Raw genomic sequence first — 16,303 nt, forward strand, 5'->3', positions numbered from 1 at the left:
CTACTCTGTCGCGTCCGACCCCGAGTCGGACAGCCGCATCGCCACGCTGTACATCTCGCCCGCGGACTCCGATTCGACCGCGGCGGCGACGCGGTCGGCTTCGGCGGCGAGCCACTTCCCCATCTCGCCGGGGACTTCAGCCGCCAGCGACGTCGCCACCGACGCGTGCGCCTCGACGTGGCTCGCGGACCACGGAACCGGGTCCAGCAGGGTCAGTTCGCGGTCGAAGCGCCAGCCGTGCCCCGAGAACAGCGCCCTGAGCGCGTCGGCCGGGTAGAACGTCAGCGCGGGCCGCCCGCGGGCCAACTGGCTCGCCGCGTTTTCGAGCGCGAACAGCTCCCGAACCGCGGCGTCGTCGGGGAGCGGTTCGTAGTCGTCGACGACGAGGTGACAGCCGGGCGCGGCGACCCGCGTTAGCTCGCTCGCGACGGCGGCGAGCGACTCGGGACCGACGAGGTTGAACAGCCCGTGGGCGGTGACGATATCGACCGCGTCGTCGGCGAGGGGGAGGCTCCGAACGTCGGCCTCCAGCACCGCGGTTCTCGCTCGGTCCGTCGGCGACGGGGCCACGCGGTCGCGGACGAGTTCCGCGTGCTCCGGGTCGTTCGTGACGGCGTAGACGCGCTCCGCGCCCGCGTCGAGGAGTCCGGCGGTGGTGTTGCCGGTCCCCGCGCCGGCCTCCAGACAGACCGCGCCGCGGACCGGACGGTCGTCGAGGGCGGCCGTGACGGTCGTGGGAACGTCCATCGCGGGAATCGAGGGTAGAGCCGTTCGCTCGCTAGTGGTGCAGTTGCTCCGGAACCGGGCTCTCGTCGTGCCGGAGGCGCTCGATGAGAGACCGCTGTGCCGTCTCGTCCATGCCGTTGTACCGCGTCGCGGCGTCGAGGACCATCGCCACGAGCTTCGGGTCGCCCGGCGTGACGACGCTCGTGAGGCCCTGGGCGGCCGCGAAGTCGAACCGCTCCGCGATTTCGCCCGGGGTGTCGACCGGCTCGTACCAGTTGGGGAACGGTCGGTCGGCCTCGGGCAGTTCGTCGGTGTCGGGCCACGGCCCGCGGGCGAACGCCTTGATTCCGAGGGTGCCGATTCCGGCCTCCTCGGCCGCCTCGAAGACGCCCGCGTAGTCGTGTTCGTCGTCGCCTTTGCCGACGACGACGGGGTTCAGCGGGAACATCAGCGTTTCGAGGTCGTCGATGCGGTCGATGGCGTCGCGGATGAGTCCCGGGTTCCCGTGACTCGTCAGGCCGATGTGGCCGATTTTCCCCTCGTCTTTCGCCTCGCGGAAGGCCGCGAGCGCGCCGTCGTCCGCCGTGATTTCGTCCAGTTCGGACTCGTATTCGAGGCCGTGGACCTGATAGAGGTCGATGTAGTCGACGCCGAGGCGGTCGAACGAGCGGTCGAGCTTCCGCTTTGCGCCCTCGTAGCCCCGCTCTTGGGTCTTGCAGCCGAGGAAGATGTCCTCGCGGTGCTGGCGGAGCTTCGGGCCCAGTTTGAGTTCCGCGTCGCCGTAGGTCGGAGCCACGTCGAAGTGGTTGACGCCCTTCGAGAGGACGTGTTCGACCATCTGGTTCGCGCCCTCCTGTTCGAGCCAGTTGAGCGCGATAGCGCCGAACGTCGCGATACTACTCTCGTGGCCGGTGTCGCCGAGTGCGCGGGTTTGCATACGTCGAACGTCACCGTCGACGGACAAAAACGTGCGTCTCCCCCGGGCCGTTTTCCGTGACGCGGGTCACGGGGAGGCCGACGGCGCGACGTTCTGATTCAGCCGGAACAGGTTCGCCGGGTCGTACTCGTCTTTCAGGTCGACGAGGCGCTCGTAGGCGGGACCGAACGTGGTCTGCATCGTCTCGTCTCCGCCTTCGAGGAACCCGGGGAAGTTCAGGTAGACGGTGCCGTCGGAGAACCGCCGCATATCGTCGATGCAGTCGCGGACCCACGCGACGTTCTCCTCGTCGGCGGTGGCGTCTTCCCAGTTACCCTCTACGCCGAGGAGATACGGCGCGCGCCGACCGGCGAAGGAGCTCTCGTCCGCGCCGACGTCGGCTATCGCGCCGCCGAGGTGCCAGATATCGACGGTCGAAAGCGGCGACGGCGCGGCGGCCGTCCAGTGGTCGAGCCGTTCGAGAACGTCGTCGGAGAGGCCGTCGAGGTAGAGCGACTTCCAGTAGTAGCGCATGCCGTCGGGGTAATCCTCGTCGAGGAGGCGCTGGAGTTCGACGTAGGGCATCACGCCGCTGAAGTCGGCGATTGGGTCGGCGAACTCGCGCAGGGGTGCGAGCGCCGCGGTCCCCTCCTCGGGCGGCCCGGCGTAGCAGCCGAGGATACCGAGTTTGGGAACCGACGCCGCGTCGCCGAACAGTTCCTCGTCGGGAAGCACGCCCGAGAAGGTGAGCGCGCTCACCTCGTCGGGGGCGGACCGCGCGTACTCGCGGAAGTCCCGAAGCCGGTCCGGGATGTCCGCCGCGGGATAGAACACCAGACACATCGCCACGTCCGGGCCGACGGGGTGGAGTTCGAACTCGAAGCCGGTGACGACGCCGAAGTTGCCGCCGCCGCCGCGGAGTCCCCAAAAGAGGTCGGCGTTCTCGTCTCGGCTCGCGGTCACCACCTCGCCGGCGGCGGTGACGAGTTCCACCGACCGGAGGTTGTCGCAACTGAGGCCGTGCTTCCGGCGGAGGTGTCCGAGGCCGCCGCCGAGCGTGAGTCCCGCGACGCCGGTGTCGGAGACGACGCCGCCCGGCGCGGCCAGCCCGAACAACTGCGTCTCGTGGTCGACGTCGGCCCACCGCGCGCCCCCTTCGACCCACGCGGTTCGCGCGTCGGGGTCGACCCGAACGCTCGTCATCTCCGAGAGGTCGATGACGATGCCGTCGTCGCAGACGGCCGTCCCCGCGACGTTGTGGCCGCCGCCGCGCACCGCGACGACGAGGTCGTTCTCGCGCGCGTAGTTCACCGACCGAACCACGTCGGCGACGCCCGCACAGCGGACGATGAGCGACGGTCGCCTGTCTATCATCCCGTTCCACACCGCGCGAGCCTCGTCGTACTCGGCGTCCTCCGGTCGGAGGACGGGCCCGCGAAGGTCCGCGTCGAAGGGGTCGCGTTGCTGGTCGTTAGCCATACTGTGCTATTTGTTCGCACGACCGTTAGCCTCAACTCCTGAGCGGTGTGTTCCGGCGTGAGTCGGGTTTCACCCCGTGAGACGGTCGGGTCAAACTGCTCTTGGTCTCTACGGAAGCTATTTTCCAATCCCAGAGTGGTTGTACAGTATGAATGGTCTCGCATTCTTCAGGGATTCGGTGGTCTCAGTCTCTTTCTCGGCTGTATCTCGGTCTGGTACGCATTCCAGCGTCAGATGTGTTCCGGAGGTGGAGAATGCGCTCCGAATATCGTGTATCTCATTCCGGGGGTTCTTGCTGTTCTTCTTGGGGTCTGTTTAGCTGTATTTGTCCATCGACGTAGTCCGGCGAAGAATGCGATTCAAGTCTGATAGACACACCCTCTGTCTGTGTCACGCGGTCCCTATCAGGCGACGAGGACTGCAAAGTCCTTCAACCGAGACGATGTGCCGAGTCGGTGGAACCCAACCGACGGGGAGATAGGTGTCGAAGGAGCGCGCCGATGACTACCGAGCGCCGAGGGATGGAGTTACTACTCGCGCCGACCAATAAGCTAGTGATTCACATGCACAGTTCTGACGGCGGTTCCGGCGGTGGCAACGGTTCGCCGCAGGAGGCGTCGGTTCTGGACGCGGTTCTCGAAAACGCGCGGAATCGCCGGTATCTCGGCCAGCGATTGTCGACCGCGGGCGGGCGCGTCGAGACGGACGACCTCGTGGACATCGTCCGGCACGGTCCGCTACTGGAAGCGCTCCTCGACGACCCGCTCGACAGACGAGGTATCGAAGAGCGCCTCGACGTCTCGAAGGCGACCAGCCACCGCTTTACGCGCTGGCTGGACGAACGGGGGCTGGGCGAGCGAATCGACCACCGATTCCGGTTGACCGGCCTCGGAGAAGTCGTCGCCGAGGAGGTCCTCCGATTCGAGGCGAACGTCCGAACCGCCCGGCGGTTGACGCCGCTCCTCGACGCCATCTGCGACGACCACGACGAGTTCGTCGTCGAGCCGTTCGCGGACGCGACGGTGACCGTCGCGGCACCCGAAGACCCGTATCGGCCGGTCGAGCGGTTCGTCGAACTCGTCCGCGGGTCGGAGACGTTCCGCGGGTTCAACACGACGCACATGGCGCCGCTCGTCCTCGGCGAGTTCCATCGGCACATCTTCGACGAGACGGAGACGGAGATTATCTACCGCCCCGAAATCGTGGCGCGGCTGTTCGAGACGTACCCGGAACGAGCCCAGAACGCCGTCGAACGCGGCCACCTGCGGCTTCGAACCCGCGGCGACTTCCCCTACGGACTCGCCATCTACGACGACCGGGTCGGCATCGGCGGCTACGACGGGACGACCGGACTCATGGAGGTCTTCGTCGACACCGACGCGCCAATCGCGCGACAGTGGGCCGAGCGCGTCTACGCGTCGGTCAGGGCGGATTCCGAGTCGCTCGATGCGGAGGTATCGGAGGTATAACGGGTACTCCGTCCGGTCGGTCGGGCTCGCGGTCGGCGCGATGACGCCGCCGCGACCCGGTAACACTCGCGTCAGCGGATACTCAAGTCCTTGCGGCCCGTAGGACCGCCCATGGCAGAACCCACGCCCACACCCGGCATTCACCACGTCACCTGCATCGCGGGCGACCCGCAGCAGAACCTCGACTTCTGGGTCGAGACGCTCGGGCTCCGCCTCGCCAAGCGCTCCATCAACCAGGACGACCCCAGCACGTACCACTTCTTCTTCACGGACGCGGAGGGGACCCCCGGCACGAGCATGACGTTCTTCCCGTGGGAGAACCTCTCGCAGGGGAAGGTCGGCACCGGGCAGGTCTCGCGGACCGCGTTCCGCGTGCCCGAGGGCAGTCTCGACTACTGGGAGGACCGATTCGACGAGTACGGCGTCGACTACGACGACCGAGTCGAGCGGTTCGGCGAGACGGTCCTCCCCTTCAGCGACCCCGACGGCCTCCCGGTCGAACTGGTCGAAGTCGAGATTCCCGACGACGACCCGACGGTCCCGTGGACCGAGTTCGTCCCCGAGGAGGCCGCGATTCGCGGCTTCCACTCCGTGACGCTCTGGCTGGGCGACCCCCAGCCCACCGAAGACCTGCTCGAAACGATGGGCTTCGAGCGCGTCGGGACCGAAGAAGCGCAGGGCGACACCCCCGGCGACGAGCGGACGCGGTTCGCCGCGACCGGGAGCGTCGGGAAGTACGTGGACGTGCTGCCGACCATCGAGAGCAGCCGACAGGGCCACGGCACGGTCCACCACGTCGCCTTCCAGACGCCGACCGACGAGGACCAAGAGGCGATGCGCAAGGCCGTCCAGTCGAAGGGCCTGCGCCCGACCGCACAGATCAACCGCCACTGGTTCCGGTCGGTCTACTTCCGCGAGTTCGGCGGCGTGCTGTTCGAACTCGCCACGAGCGGGCCGGGCTACACCGCCGACGAACCCCTCGACGACCTCGGCGGCCGCCTCGTCCTCCCCGGTGAGTTCGAAGGCCGGCGCGAGCAGATAGAGGCCGGGCTGACCGACGTGACGGTCCCGCGGGCCGAGTCCGCCGAGGCCGACGACTGAGCCTCGGAACGACCTCGCCCCGGAGCCGTTTTCCACCCGCCGACGCCGCCCGTTTTGCCCCGTGTTAGCACCCCGTGAGCCACCGCGACGAGTGTCGCAATCACAAGTACCATCATCGCCCGCGACGCAGTGGTCCGTACTTAGGTGGATGACGTGACGGAAAAACGCGAATACACGGACGACTATCAGGACAAGACGCTGTACATCCCCGGTCCGACCGAGGTGCGCGAGGACGTCATCGAGGAGATGTGCCAGCCGATGTTCGGTCACCGGATGGACCGTATGACCGACCTCTATACGACCATCGTCGAGGACACGAAGGAGTTCCTCGGCACGGACAACGACCTGATGATTCTCACGGGGTCGGGCACCGAAATCTGGGAGTCGTCGACGCTCAACCTCGTCGACGAGAACATCCTCGTGCCGACCTGCGGAAGCTTCAGCGAGCGCCACGCGAACGTCGCGGAGCGCCTCGGCAAGAACGTCGACCGCATCGAGTACGAGTGGGGGCAGGCCATCAAGCCCGAGGACATCCGCGAGGCGCTGGAGTCCAGCGACGAGCACTACGACGTGGTCGCCACCGTGATGAACGAGAGTTCGACCGGCGTCCGCAACCCCATCGAGGAGATCGGCGACGTGGTCGCCGAGTACCCCGACACCTACTTCGTCGTCGACGCGGTGTCCGCCCTCGGCGGCGACTACGTCGACATCGACGAGCACAACATCGACGTCATCTTCGCCTCGTCGCAGAAGGCGTTCGCCATGCCGCCGGGACTGGCCATCTGCACCGTCAGCGACGCGGCCTACGAGCGCGAGCTGTCGAAGGACTCCGCGTCGTGGTACGGCGGCTTCCAGCGCGCCCTCGACTACTACGACCGCAAGGGTCAGACCCACTCCACCCCCGCGATTCCCATCATGCTCGCGTACCGCAAGCAGATGAAGTACATGCTCGAAGAGGGCCACGATGGCCGCGACCAGCGCCACCGCGAGATGGCCGAGTACACCCGCGACTGGGCCTACGAGCACTTCGACATGTTCCCCGAGGAGGGCTACGAGTCCCAGACCGTCGCCTGCATCGAGAACACGCAGGGAATCGACGTCGCCGCCACCATCGAGGAGGTCTCCGAGAAGTACGACATGGCCTTCTCGAACGGCTACGGCTCCGCGCTCGGCGAGAAGACGTTCCGCATCGGCCACATGGGCGAACACGACGTGGAGTCGATCAAGGCGCTGACCGACGCCATCGAAGACGTGGCCGGCCTGTAGGGTTCGTAGCGGACCCCGACGCAGGTGCCGCACCCGCAGTTCGACCTCACCCTCGTCGTCGCCGAGCGGTTCGGGGTGCCGGGGTCGAACCAAAAAGTCGTCTTCACCGAACGCGAGGGAGTCAGATGACGGGCTACGACCGCGGCGACGACCGGTCGGAGTCGGCCTGACCGGCGTCGGCCACCCGGAGTTCGACCGCGAAGACGGCCCCTCGCGGGTCGTTGTCCTCGACCCACACGTCGCCGCCGTACTTCTCGACCAGCGACCGCACGAGGTACAGTCCGAGGCCGGTCCCCCGGCTGTCCAGTCCCTTTTCGTCCTTCGCGAAGACGGTCTCTTTTCGCTCGTCGGGTATCCCCCGGCCGTCGTCGGCGACGCGGACGACGACGTGGTCGCCCCCTTCGGACTCCGAGACGGAGACCTCGATAGTCGGCTCGTCCCGGTCGGTGTGCTGGACGGCGTTCGTGAGGAGGTTCCGGAAGACGGACCCGAGCATGTCGTCGGCCAGCACCGCGACCGCCGGCACCTCGGTTTCGACCGTCACGCTCGCCTCCGGAGCCATCTCTCGGAGCGACGCGAGTTCGGCTTCGAGGACGGGCCGGAGCGAGACCGGTTCGTTTTCGACGCCCCGACTGCGCATCATCTCGGCCATGTCCCGCGCCGTCTTCGTCAGTTCGACCGCGTGGTTGGCGCGCTTCCGGACGATGTCGACGTACTCCATCGCCTCGTCGTCGTCGACGCGCTCCCCGAGCAGTTCCGCGTAGGCGGTCACCAGTTGGAGGTCGTTGCGAACGTCGTGGCGGACGACCTGATTCAGCACCGCGAGCTCGTCGCGCTGCGTTTCGAGAAGGCGGTTCTGCTCGCGGAGCTCCGCCTCGTACCGCTTCCGCTTCGTGGTGTCGCGGGCGACGCTCAAAACCGCCGTCTCCCCGTGATAGCTCACGAGGCTCGAACTGATTTCGACGGGTATCTCCCGGCCGTCTTTCGCCCGGTGGACCGTCTCGAACACCTGCGTGCCGTCCGACGGCATCTGGGAGATGAGCGCCGATGCCTCGTCGTCGCTGAGGCCGGCGTCGATGTCGTGGACCGTCATCGAGAGGAGTTCGTCCCGCGAGTAGCCGAGCAGCTCCACCGCGGTCTCGTTCACCGCGAGGATGTGGCTGTCGATGTCGATGACCCAGACCGTGTCGTTCATCCTGTCGATGAGCTCTTGGTACTCCTCGCGGGCGCGCTTCAGTTTCCGCTCTCGCTCCCGTCGGTCGGTGATGTCCCTCGATACGGCGATGACGCCGACGATTTCGCCAGCCACCTGAAACGGCGCGAAGCGGTAGCTCAGCGTCCGCGACTCGCCGTCCGGCGTGACGAGTTCGGTCTCGCCTTCGAGCGAGTCGACCTCCTCGTCCAAGAGCCGCTGGTACGGGTCGCCCGAACGTTCCTCGCGGACCGTCTCGACGAGCAGGCTCCGCTCGCCTTCGAGTTCGGCGGGCGTCATCCCGTAGAAGTCGGCCAGATAGGCGCTCGCGAGGAGGAATCGACCCTCGCGGTCGTACAGGCACGCGCCCTCCAGCATCTGTTCGAAGACGCGCTCGTAGACGAGCGAGGAGTCGACCGGCCGCCGGTCGGTCGCCGCGACCGCCCGCTCGACCTGGACGGCCAACTCCTCGTAGTCACCCGCCCCCCGAACACGGACGTAATCGGTGACGCCCGCGTCGAGCGCCTCCGTCGCGGTCAACTCGCACGTCTCGTCGGCGACGACGAGAAACGGGAGCTTCGGCTCTCGGCTGCGAACCGCCGCGAGGAACTCGAGCGCGTCTGTCCCCTCCCCGCCGACCGACGAGACGACGCAGTCGAAGCCGACGCCCGAGCCGGCGTCTCGCAGTCGCTCTCCCGCCGCGGCCGCGGTCCGAACCGTCTCGACTTCGAACCGCGTCTCTCGTCCCCGAACGCCCTCGGTGACCGCCGTGGCGACGTCCGGGTCGGCGACGACGAGAAGCGATACCGAACCGTCACCATCGCTCATCACCTAGGTCACTCTCGACCATCGGGTAAAAGGTCGTGTGGCGCTGCGCGTCGTCTCGAGACGACCACCGGGTTGTAACACCCAGTAGCAACACTTTTGTGACGACCGCCGAGACCACGACGGCATGAACGAACCCAAACTCGACGTATCGGCGGTGATGAGCGGTGACTGGCGGGGATATCTCTCGGAGATGGGGCCGTCGTGGGTCGCGGGCGCGGTCGCGGCGGGGCCGGCGACGATGGCGACCGTGCTCACGGCCGGCGCGACGTTCGGCTACGCGATGCTGTGGGTCGTGGTGCTCTCGGCGGTCCTCGGCGCGTCGGCGCAGTACCTGTCGATGCGACTCGGCCTGCTCACGGAGGACGGTATCATCGCCGTGGTCGAACGCGAACTGGGCGACGGCTGGGCGTGGGTGCTCGTCGCCGACGGGGTGCTGGCCGCGGGGCTGGCCCAACTGGTCATCATGAAGGGCCTCGCGGACGTGAGCGCGACGATAACCGGCGTCGACGCCCGGGTCTGGGGCGTCGCGTGGGCGGTCGTCCTCGCCGCCGGACTCGCCGGGCGGGGCTACCGCTTCGTCGAACTTCTCGCCAAGGGGCTCGTCGCGGCCGTCGTCGTCGCGTTCCTCGCGTCGCTGTTTTTCGTCCCCGTCGACCCGGCGGCCGCGGCCGCCGGGCTCGTGCCACGCATCCCGGCCGGGGTCGACGGCGCGCTCGTCGCCGCCGGCATCCTCGGTGGCGCGGTCCACATCACGCTCATCACGATGCACTCGTACACGATGCGCGCCCGCGGCTGGACGACCCGCGACTACGGGCTGGCGACGTTCGACGTGGGCGCGTCGATGCTCGTCGCCTTCGGCATCTACAGCCTCGCCATCTTCGTCGTCGCGGCGGGCGTCCTCCACACCCCCGAGGTGGCCGCGAGCGACCTCTCGGCGGTGGCGGCCGCGCAGGCGCTCGGCCCGCTGGCGGGCGCGAACGCCAAGTGGCTGTTCCTCCTCGGTCTCTTGGGGGCGGCCGTCTCCACGCTCGGCGGCAACACCGTCGTCCCGCCGTATCTCGTCGCCGACAAACTGGGCTGGGGGACGGACCTCTCCGACGGTCGGTACCGCGCGCTCCTCGCGGGCGTGGCGCTGTTCTCCGGCGTCGGCGCGTTCCTCGGCGGCGCGTTCTTCCCGCTTCTCGTGTTGGTGCTGGCGTTCGGGCTCGTCGGCACGCCCTTCGCCATCGCCGTCGTGCTCGTCCTGCTCAACAGCGACGCGGTCGCGGAGCCGAACTCGACGCTCGCGAACCTCGGCGGCGTCGTGCTGCTGGCCATCACGACCGTCCTCGCCGCGAACTTCGTCCGCTCGCGGGCGCTGTCCGACCTCGGTGACCCGCTTTCGGTGTTCGTCGTCGCCTTCGCCGCGGCGATGGGTGCCGCGACGCTCGGACTCCTCGGCAAGTTCGTCCGCGAGACCGTCGGACGACCGACCGCGGCCTGACCGGCAGGCGCTCACTCGCGGGGGAATCAGGCGACTTATTTTCGACCCCGACAAGCGACAGGGACGCGACAGTGCCCTCCGAAACAGCCGCGGACGATACCCTCGACGGCGTCGTCCCCGACGACGATGTCCCCGATAGCGACGTCCCCGACGACGAACGCGAGGCGCTCTTGACCATCGGCCACGGCGCGGTCGTCGCCTCCGGCGGACAGTCGCTCCAGCGGGCGCTGACGACGGCGACCGAGTACGCGCTCGCACAGGGGTTCGGCCCGGTCGTCTACGGCGTCTACGCGTTCGCGTGGCGAGTCTCCCAGCTCCTGTTCCGTCTCGTGAACTTCGGGTCGGTCCCGACGCTCCAGCGGTACCTCTCCGCGCACGACGACGACCCCGCGCGGCAGGGACGAGTGGTGGGGCTGGCGTATCTGACGACGCTCGTCGTCGGTCTCGGATTCGCCGGCGGGTTAGTCCTCGCGAGCGGGCGGCTCAACGCCGCGACCGTCTCGCACCCCGACTTCCCGCCGACGATACACCTGTTCGCGGCGCTGGTTATCCTCGTCGGCTTGGTGCAGGTCCACGCGGGAATCCTCAGGGCCGTGCAGTCGGCCCGCGGCGAGGCGCTTTTCAACCGCGTCCTCCGCCCGGCGGTCAGGCTGGTGGGGGCCGTCGGCGCGATGGCGCTCGGGTACTCGCTCGTCGGCGTCGCCGGCGCGTTCGTCGTCGGCATGGCCGTGCTCGTCTTGGTGGGCTTTCCGATGGCCGTCTCGGCGAGCGGTATCCGACCCGGTCTTCGCGGCGTTCGCTCCGAGGCCCGGCGGTTCTACAACCACTCCGCGCCCATCGCGCTGAGCAGCCTCGGGAAGGTGTTCCAGAACCGCGTCGACGTGATGCTCGTGGGGTTCCTCCTGACCGCGAAGGCGGCGGGCGTCTACAACGTCGTGCTCGTGTTGGTGACGCTGGCGTGGATTCCGCTCCTCTCGTTCAACATGCTCCTGCCGCCGGTCGCGTCGGCGCTCTACGCCGACGACGAGATGGAGACGCTCAACGCGGTGTACACGGCTGTGACGCGGCTCATCGTCACCTGCGTCGTTCCGATACTGGTCGTGCTCACGGTGTACGGACGGTCGATTCTCTCCGTGTTCGGCCCGAACTTCACGGCGGGCTACGTCCCCCTCGTGGTCTATCTCGGCGGCGTCTTAGTCGGGAGCGCCGTCGGCGCGACGGGGTGGCTGCTCATGATGACCGACCACCAGTACGCCCGGATGGCGCTCGACTGGCTCTTAGCCGTGCTGAACACGCTCCTCACGTTCGCGTTCGTCCGGGCGTTCGGCTTGTCGGGCGCGGCGCTCGGCACGGCCGTCGCCATCGCCGTCCAGAACTCGATTCAGGTCGTCCTCCTTCGCCGCTTCGAGGGGCTGTGGCCCTTCGACGCGACGTTTCTCAAGCCGCTCGGCGCGGGCGTCGCGGCGGCCGGCGTCATGTTCTTCGTCCGCGAGGCGTTGGGCGGGTCCGGTGCGGTCGTCGTCGCCACCGGCGCGACGCTGGGCGCGGCGACCTACGTGGTCGCGCTCGTCGCGCTCGGCGTCAACGACCGCGACCGACTCGTGGTGACGGCGTTGGCCGCCCGCTACCGCCGGGCGATACGCGCGGCCCTCGGCGAACGAGGGCTCGGCACGTTCGGGAACCGATAGCGGTCGCTCGCGGGGGTTCGGATTCGCCACACTCGCGAGTCGGGCCGGTGACCGACGAGCGTCGAAGAAGTCTCTCGCCGAGACAGGGTGTCGCCCAGAACACTAACGGCCGGTCTCATCCCGAGGCGGCGTGCCGCGTCGACCGGGAAACCCTCGTGCCGGGCGGTCCGTCTTTCGGGCGCGGACGTTCCGAAGTACGCCGGCGTCTGCCGGCCAGTAGCTGTCGCGTACCCGGGTTCGCCGTGCTGTCATCGCTCCCGAAGCGGGAACACTCGGACGGGGACTTGAGGTACGCAGTCGACCCTAGCGCGCCGGGGGTAAAACGAGTTCCGACCGGCGGGCGTCGTCGCCGGCGAAGAAGACTGCCCGAAGTCGGACGACTTGCCCGTCGACGCGGACGTAGTAGAGACGGTCTTCGGACCGGTCGAACGCCGGGAGCGCGTCGAGGTCCGCGCGGAGGGCGTCGTAGTCGCTCAGGCAGTCGGAGATACTCGACTCGCGGGGGTGGCCCTCGGCGGCCGCTTCGACCACCTTCAGCACCCACGGGCTGTTCGCGACCCGTGGGTCGGCGGCGTCGACGACGGTCGCCCCGTCCGGGGCGTTCCCGACCAGTTCCGCCCGGAGGACGATTTCGGCCGACGTACACCCACGAAGCGACGAGCAGCCGGCGAGGCCGCCGGTCAGCCCGACGCCGACCGCCGCGGCTCCGTGACGGAGTAGCTGACGGCGAGAGGGTCGACCGGCCATCGACTGACAGAAATTCGGAGAAACTGATAAGTCTTCCGTCGACTACAGCGCGTACTCGTCTTCGCGCAGTTGGACGTACTTGCCCTTGCGGTACTTCACCTTCGTCCGCTGGTACTGCGTGGCGAGTTTGGCGGCGCTGAACCCCGCGCTGAGCTTCGAGGCGCCGAACGCCTTGTAGCCCTCGTCCTTTTCGAGGAGCTTCCGGGCCGCCTTGAACGTCTTGTCCCACTGGCCGGGGCCGTAGTCGTGGACGATTTCGGCCATGGCGACGTTCCGGAGGATTTCGTCGCCGATGGCGTCCTTCCAGCGGTCGTTGTAGTCGCTCAGGTCGCCCTCGGCGGCGAGTTCGCCGGCGATGGCTCCCGTCCGGACGGCGACGTGGTCGCCGCCCTCGTGGAAGGCCGAAGTCGCGCCCATCGCCCCGCCGGTGACGGCGATGCCGGCCGCCGCGGGCGAGTCGATAGGTCGCGTCGAGGAGATGGCGTACGTCTCGGTTCCCTTCGTCTTCCCGCGGTCCTCGACGAGAGGGAAGTCCTCGTCGATGTCGTACTCGTCGCCGTACTCCTGTTCGAGAAGGCGGCGGACGTACTCGCGGCCCTGCGGGATTCGCTCGTCGTCCTCGCGGAGGAGCTTGTACGCCTCGCGGTCTTCGACCTCGTCGATGTCGAGGCCGATGGGCATCGTGAGGCCGACCCGGCAGACGTTGTTGTCGTTCGGGAAAATCCACGGATACGCCGTGTGGCCGGGCATGTAGCCCCACCAGAACTTGATTGCGCCGTCGACCTCGTCGAACAGTTCCGGCGGGAACTCGCGGTGTTCCTGATAGGCGATGTGGTTCGCCTCGGTCGACGACAGGCGGTCCGTGATGGGGAACGGAAGCAGGTCGTCGAGCACCTTGTTCGTGACCGTCCGCTGGGGGCCGTCGGCGAGCACGACGAAGTCGGCGCCCACGTCCTCGCCGTTGGCGAGGCGGACGACGTGCCGGGGGTCGTCGCCGGCGGCGTCGAGGTCGGTCTCTACATCGCGGACGGAGGCCTTCACGCGGTACTCCGCGCCGACGTCTTCGGCGCGACTGCGGAGCCAGTCGTCGAACTTCGCCCGGTGGAAGGTGTAGCCGAACTCGTCGTACGAGGAGTCGATGCCGGTGCTCCGAAGGGTCAGCGACTCGTTCGGCCCGATGAACTCCGCGCGGTCGAGGATGTCGAGCACGACGTCGTCGGGGAACTCGTCGGGGTGGATGCCCATGATGTCCACCCAGTAGTCGAGGATACCGGCCGCGTCCGTCGAGTCGGGCCCGAGGCCCGGTCGGTCTGCTCGGGGGACGCCCTTCTCGAGGACCAGGGCGGAGGCCCCGGCCGAGGCCGCGGCGTGTGCCGCCGACGTGCCGGCCGGACCGCCGCCGATGATGGCGACATCTACGCGTTCCATACCGCTACAGCACTTCGCTCGGGTATTAAACCCCCTGAACCGACGCGGCGTCCGACGGTTTCGAGCCGCGCGTCCGCGCGCTGCACCGACCGCGCACCAGCAACGCCGCGTTCGCCGCTCGACGCGCCGCCGCTCGGCCCTCTCGACGGGAACGGCCCCCCAGTAGATTCCGTAGCGTGGCTCACCGCTCTTTCAAAATACTATTACAGATAATCTAAGGGTCCGATGAATTTCACCGACGTATGTCGGTTCTGTCAACAGAACTCAGCCGAATACCGAGGTTGATAACCGGGTGCGGGGGTTTATAGCGGAGAGCGCGGTAGCTCCGAGTCAATGACCGCAGACGAGCCGGACGAACCGAGAGAGCCCGTCGTGTTTCGCGACGAGACGGGCGACCTCGTCTTCGTCGACGGCGGCCCCGCCCCACAGGGGTATGCGCCCGTTGCGTGGAGACTCGGTGAAGACGGCTCGCGGTTCGTCGTCGACCCGACAGTCGATGCCGTCGCGGTCACCCGTACGATTTCGAAACGTCGCCCGCGACGGCGCGAGCCCATCGAGTGAGCGTCCACCCGGCCGAATCGGACAGATTCATCACCGACTTCGAGAATCATCGAGCATGTCCGACCCAGACATCGCGGTGCTTCGGCAGAAGATTCACGGCCTGTCTGCCGAGGCGTACGCCGAAACGCTCCGCGAGCGGCTCCCCGACCGCGAGGTCGCCCTCGCGACTACCCCCGCCGAGGAGCGCGACCTCCTCTCCCGCGCGCGAGTCGCGACCGGCTTCGACGCGGACGAAGCGGACCTCGAAGCCGCCGAGAACCTCGACCTGTTCGCCTGCGTGTTCGCCGGCACGGGCCACCTCCCCATCGAGGCGTTCGAGGCCCGCGACGTGGCCGTCACAAACGCCTCCGGCGTCCACGGTCCGAACATCGCCGAACAGGTCCTCGGCAGCCTCCTCTACTTCGCTCGCCGCTTCCACGTCGCTGAGCGCCAGCAGGACGCCGGCGTCTGGCAGTCGTACCAGACGGTCGAACTGCAGGACTCGACGGTCACCGTCGTCGGTCTCGGCGCGCTCGGCGAGGCGATCGTGGACCGACTCGAACCGTTCGGCGTCGAGACCGTCGGCGTGCGCTACTCGCCGGAGAAGGGCGGCCCGACCGACGAGGTCGTCGGCTTCGACGACGAACAGGGCCTCCACGACGCCTTCGCCCGCGGGGACTACGTCGTCATCGCGTGCCCGCTGACCGACGCCACTCGCGGCCTCGTCGACGCCGACGCGTTCGCGTCGATGGCCCCCGACACCGTCCTCGTCAACGTCGGCCGCGGCCCGGTCGTCGACACCGACGCGCTCGTCTCGCAACTCCGGAGCAACGGCATCCGCGGGGCGGCACTCGACGTGACCGACCCCGAACCGCTGCCCTCTGACCACCCGCTCTGGGACTTCGAAAACGTCCTCATCACCCCCCACAACGCCGGCCACACCCCGAAGTACTGGGAACGCATGGCCGACATCATCGCCGAGAACCTCGACAAACTGGACGCCGGCGACGGCGACCTGCGGAACCGCGTGGCCTAATCCGAGTCGACTCAGCGACTCCGCGATCCGCGACCCTACAACCCCACAGTCGACGGCACCGCGACCGGATTCCGCACCGAAACTGTCAATCCAGTAGCTACTGTCGGTTGTGCCGTGCAGTTCTCAGCGTGGCGGTGGAACCGAATTCTCGCCTTTTTCGGCGGCGCGGGACTCCTCGTTTTCGTCCCGTGGTCCGGGCTCTCGCCCGCCCTCCCGGAGTGGACGATAGACGTGCTGCTGTCCGTCCCGTTCGGCCTGTGCGTCTACGGGTTCACCGAACAGCCGCGAAAAGTGATTGCGCTGATTCCGGTCGGAACCGCGCTCGGAATCGGGGTGCTCGCCCTGTACCGGGCGTCCGGCGTGCACCTGTTTTGACGACTGTGGTCGCGTCGCGGGAGACGCCG

The 16,303-nt window shown here is 68.0% G+C and carries 14 protein-coding genes; 8 read left to right on the top strand and 6 right to left on the bottom strand.

The features are described 5' to 3' along the window. From DEQ92_RS09210 to DEQ92_RS09220, 3 genes are all read right to left on the bottom strand, one after another. Complete coding sequence (locus DEQ92_RS09210; RefSeq protein ID WP_004974735.1) at window positions 1-747, bottom strand: class I SAM-dependent methyltransferase; 747 nt, start codon at window positions 745-747, stop codon at window positions 1-3. A 31-nt stretch (window positions 748-778) separates the two neighbouring features. Then, window positions 779-1,663, bottom strand: a complete 885-nt coding sequence (locus DEQ92_RS09215; protein ID WP_004974736.1) for an aldo/keto reductase — start codon at window positions 1,661-1,663, stop codon at window positions 779-781. A 66-nt stretch (window positions 1,664-1,729) separates the two neighbouring features. After that, window positions 1,730-3,121, bottom strand: a complete 1,392-nt coding sequence (locus tag DEQ92_RS09220) for an FAD-binding oxidoreductase (protein ID WP_115805031.1) — start codon at window positions 3,119-3,121, stop codon at window positions 1,730-1,732. A 563-nt stretch (window positions 3,122-3,684) separates the two neighbouring features. Between DEQ92_RS09220 and DEQ92_RS09225 the strand changes: the two genes are divergently transcribed. From DEQ92_RS09225 to DEQ92_RS09235, 3 genes are all read left to right on the top strand, one after another. Further along, window positions 3,685-4,590 carry a winged helix-turn-helix domain-containing protein gene (locus DEQ92_RS09225; protein WP_115820692.1) on the top strand — a complete coding sequence of 302 codons (906 nt, stop codon included), beginning with the start codon at window positions 3,685-3,687 and terminating at the stop codon, window positions 4,588-4,590. A 111-nt stretch (window positions 4,591-4,701) separates the two neighbouring features. Then, on the top strand, window positions 4,702-5,691 hold the full coding sequence (locus DEQ92_RS09230) for a ring-cleaving dioxygenase (RefSeq protein WP_115820693.1): 990 nt from the start codon (window positions 4,702-4,704) through the stop codon (window positions 5,689-5,691). Between the two features lie 153 nt (window positions 5,692-5,844). Continuing rightward, window positions 5,845-6,957: an alanine--glyoxylate aminotransferase family protein gene (locus tag DEQ92_RS09235; protein WP_004974740.1), complete on the top strand. Its 1,113-nt coding sequence runs from the start codon at window positions 5,845-5,847 to the stop codon at window positions 6,955-6,957. Between the two features lie 133 nt (window positions 6,958-7,090). On the opposite strand, the gene DEQ92_RS09245 is transcribed toward DEQ92_RS09235, so the two are convergent. Beyond that, window positions 7,091-8,977 (bottom strand): PAS domain-containing sensor histidine kinase, encoded by a 1,887-nt coding sequence (locus DEQ92_RS09245; protein ID WP_115820694.1) that lies wholly within the window; start codon window positions 8,975-8,977, stop codon window positions 7,091-7,093. 124 nt (window positions 8,978-9,101) lie between these two features. Between DEQ92_RS09245 and DEQ92_RS09250 the strand changes: the two genes are divergently transcribed. Together DEQ92_RS09250 and DEQ92_RS09255 are read left to right on the top strand one after the other, a co-directional pair. Beyond that, window positions 9,102-10,460 carry an NRAMP family divalent metal transporter gene (locus tag DEQ92_RS09250; RefSeq protein ID WP_050459725.1) on the top strand — a complete coding sequence of 453 codons (1,359 nt, stop codon included), beginning with the start codon at window positions 9,102-9,104 and terminating at the stop codon, window positions 10,458-10,460. Between the two features lie 71 nt (window positions 10,461-10,531). Then, complete coding sequence (locus DEQ92_RS09255; protein ID WP_199522902.1) at window positions 10,532-12,148, top strand: lipopolysaccharide biosynthesis protein; 1,617 nt, start codon at window positions 10,532-10,534, stop codon at window positions 12,146-12,148. Between the two features lie 303 nt (window positions 12,149-12,451). Here the strand turns inward: DEQ92_RS09255 and DEQ92_RS09260 are convergent, their stop codons facing one another. Next, window positions 12,452-12,895, bottom strand: a complete 444-nt coding sequence (locus tag DEQ92_RS09260; RefSeq protein WP_004974747.1) for a hypothetical protein — start codon at window positions 12,893-12,895, stop codon at window positions 12,452-12,454. A 42-nt stretch (window positions 12,896-12,937) separates the two neighbouring features. Continuing rightward, the gene (locus tag DEQ92_RS09265; protein ID WP_004974749.1) at window positions 12,938-14,323 is read right to left on the bottom strand and encodes an NAD(P)/FAD-dependent oxidoreductase; all 1,386 of its coding nucleotides are present in this window, start codon (window positions 14,321-14,323) and stop codon (window positions 12,938-12,940) included. A gap of 333 nt (window positions 14,324-14,656) precedes the next feature. Here DEQ92_RS09265 and DEQ92_RS09270 point away from each other — a divergent pair, with 333 nt between their 5' ends. The 3 genes from DEQ92_RS09270 (at window position 14,657) to DEQ92_RS09280 (ending at window position 16,274) form a co-directional block, all read left to right on the top strand. Beyond that, window positions 14,657-14,884 (top strand): hypothetical protein, encoded by a 228-nt coding sequence (locus DEQ92_RS09270; RefSeq protein WP_004974750.1) that lies wholly within the window; start codon window positions 14,657-14,659, stop codon window positions 14,882-14,884. 55 nt (window positions 14,885-14,939) lie between these two features. After that, the gene (locus DEQ92_RS09275) at window positions 14,940-15,899 is read left to right on the top strand and encodes a D-2-hydroxyacid dehydrogenase (RefSeq protein ID WP_004974753.1); all 960 of its coding nucleotides are present in this window, start codon (window positions 14,940-14,942) and stop codon (window positions 15,897-15,899) included. Window positions 15,900-16,013: 114 nt separating this feature from the next. Next, complete coding sequence (locus DEQ92_RS09280) at window positions 16,014-16,274, top strand: hypothetical protein (RefSeq protein WP_004974755.1); 261 nt, start codon at window positions 16,014-16,016, stop codon at window positions 16,272-16,274. The last annotated feature ends 29 nt before the right edge of the window (window positions 16,275-16,303 follow it).

Origin of the sequence: Haloferax sp. Atlit-6N, from assembly GCF_003383195.1 — an archaeon.
GTDB lineage: Archaea > Halobacteriota > Halobacteria > Halobacteriales > Haloferacaceae > Haloferax > Haloferax gibbonsii.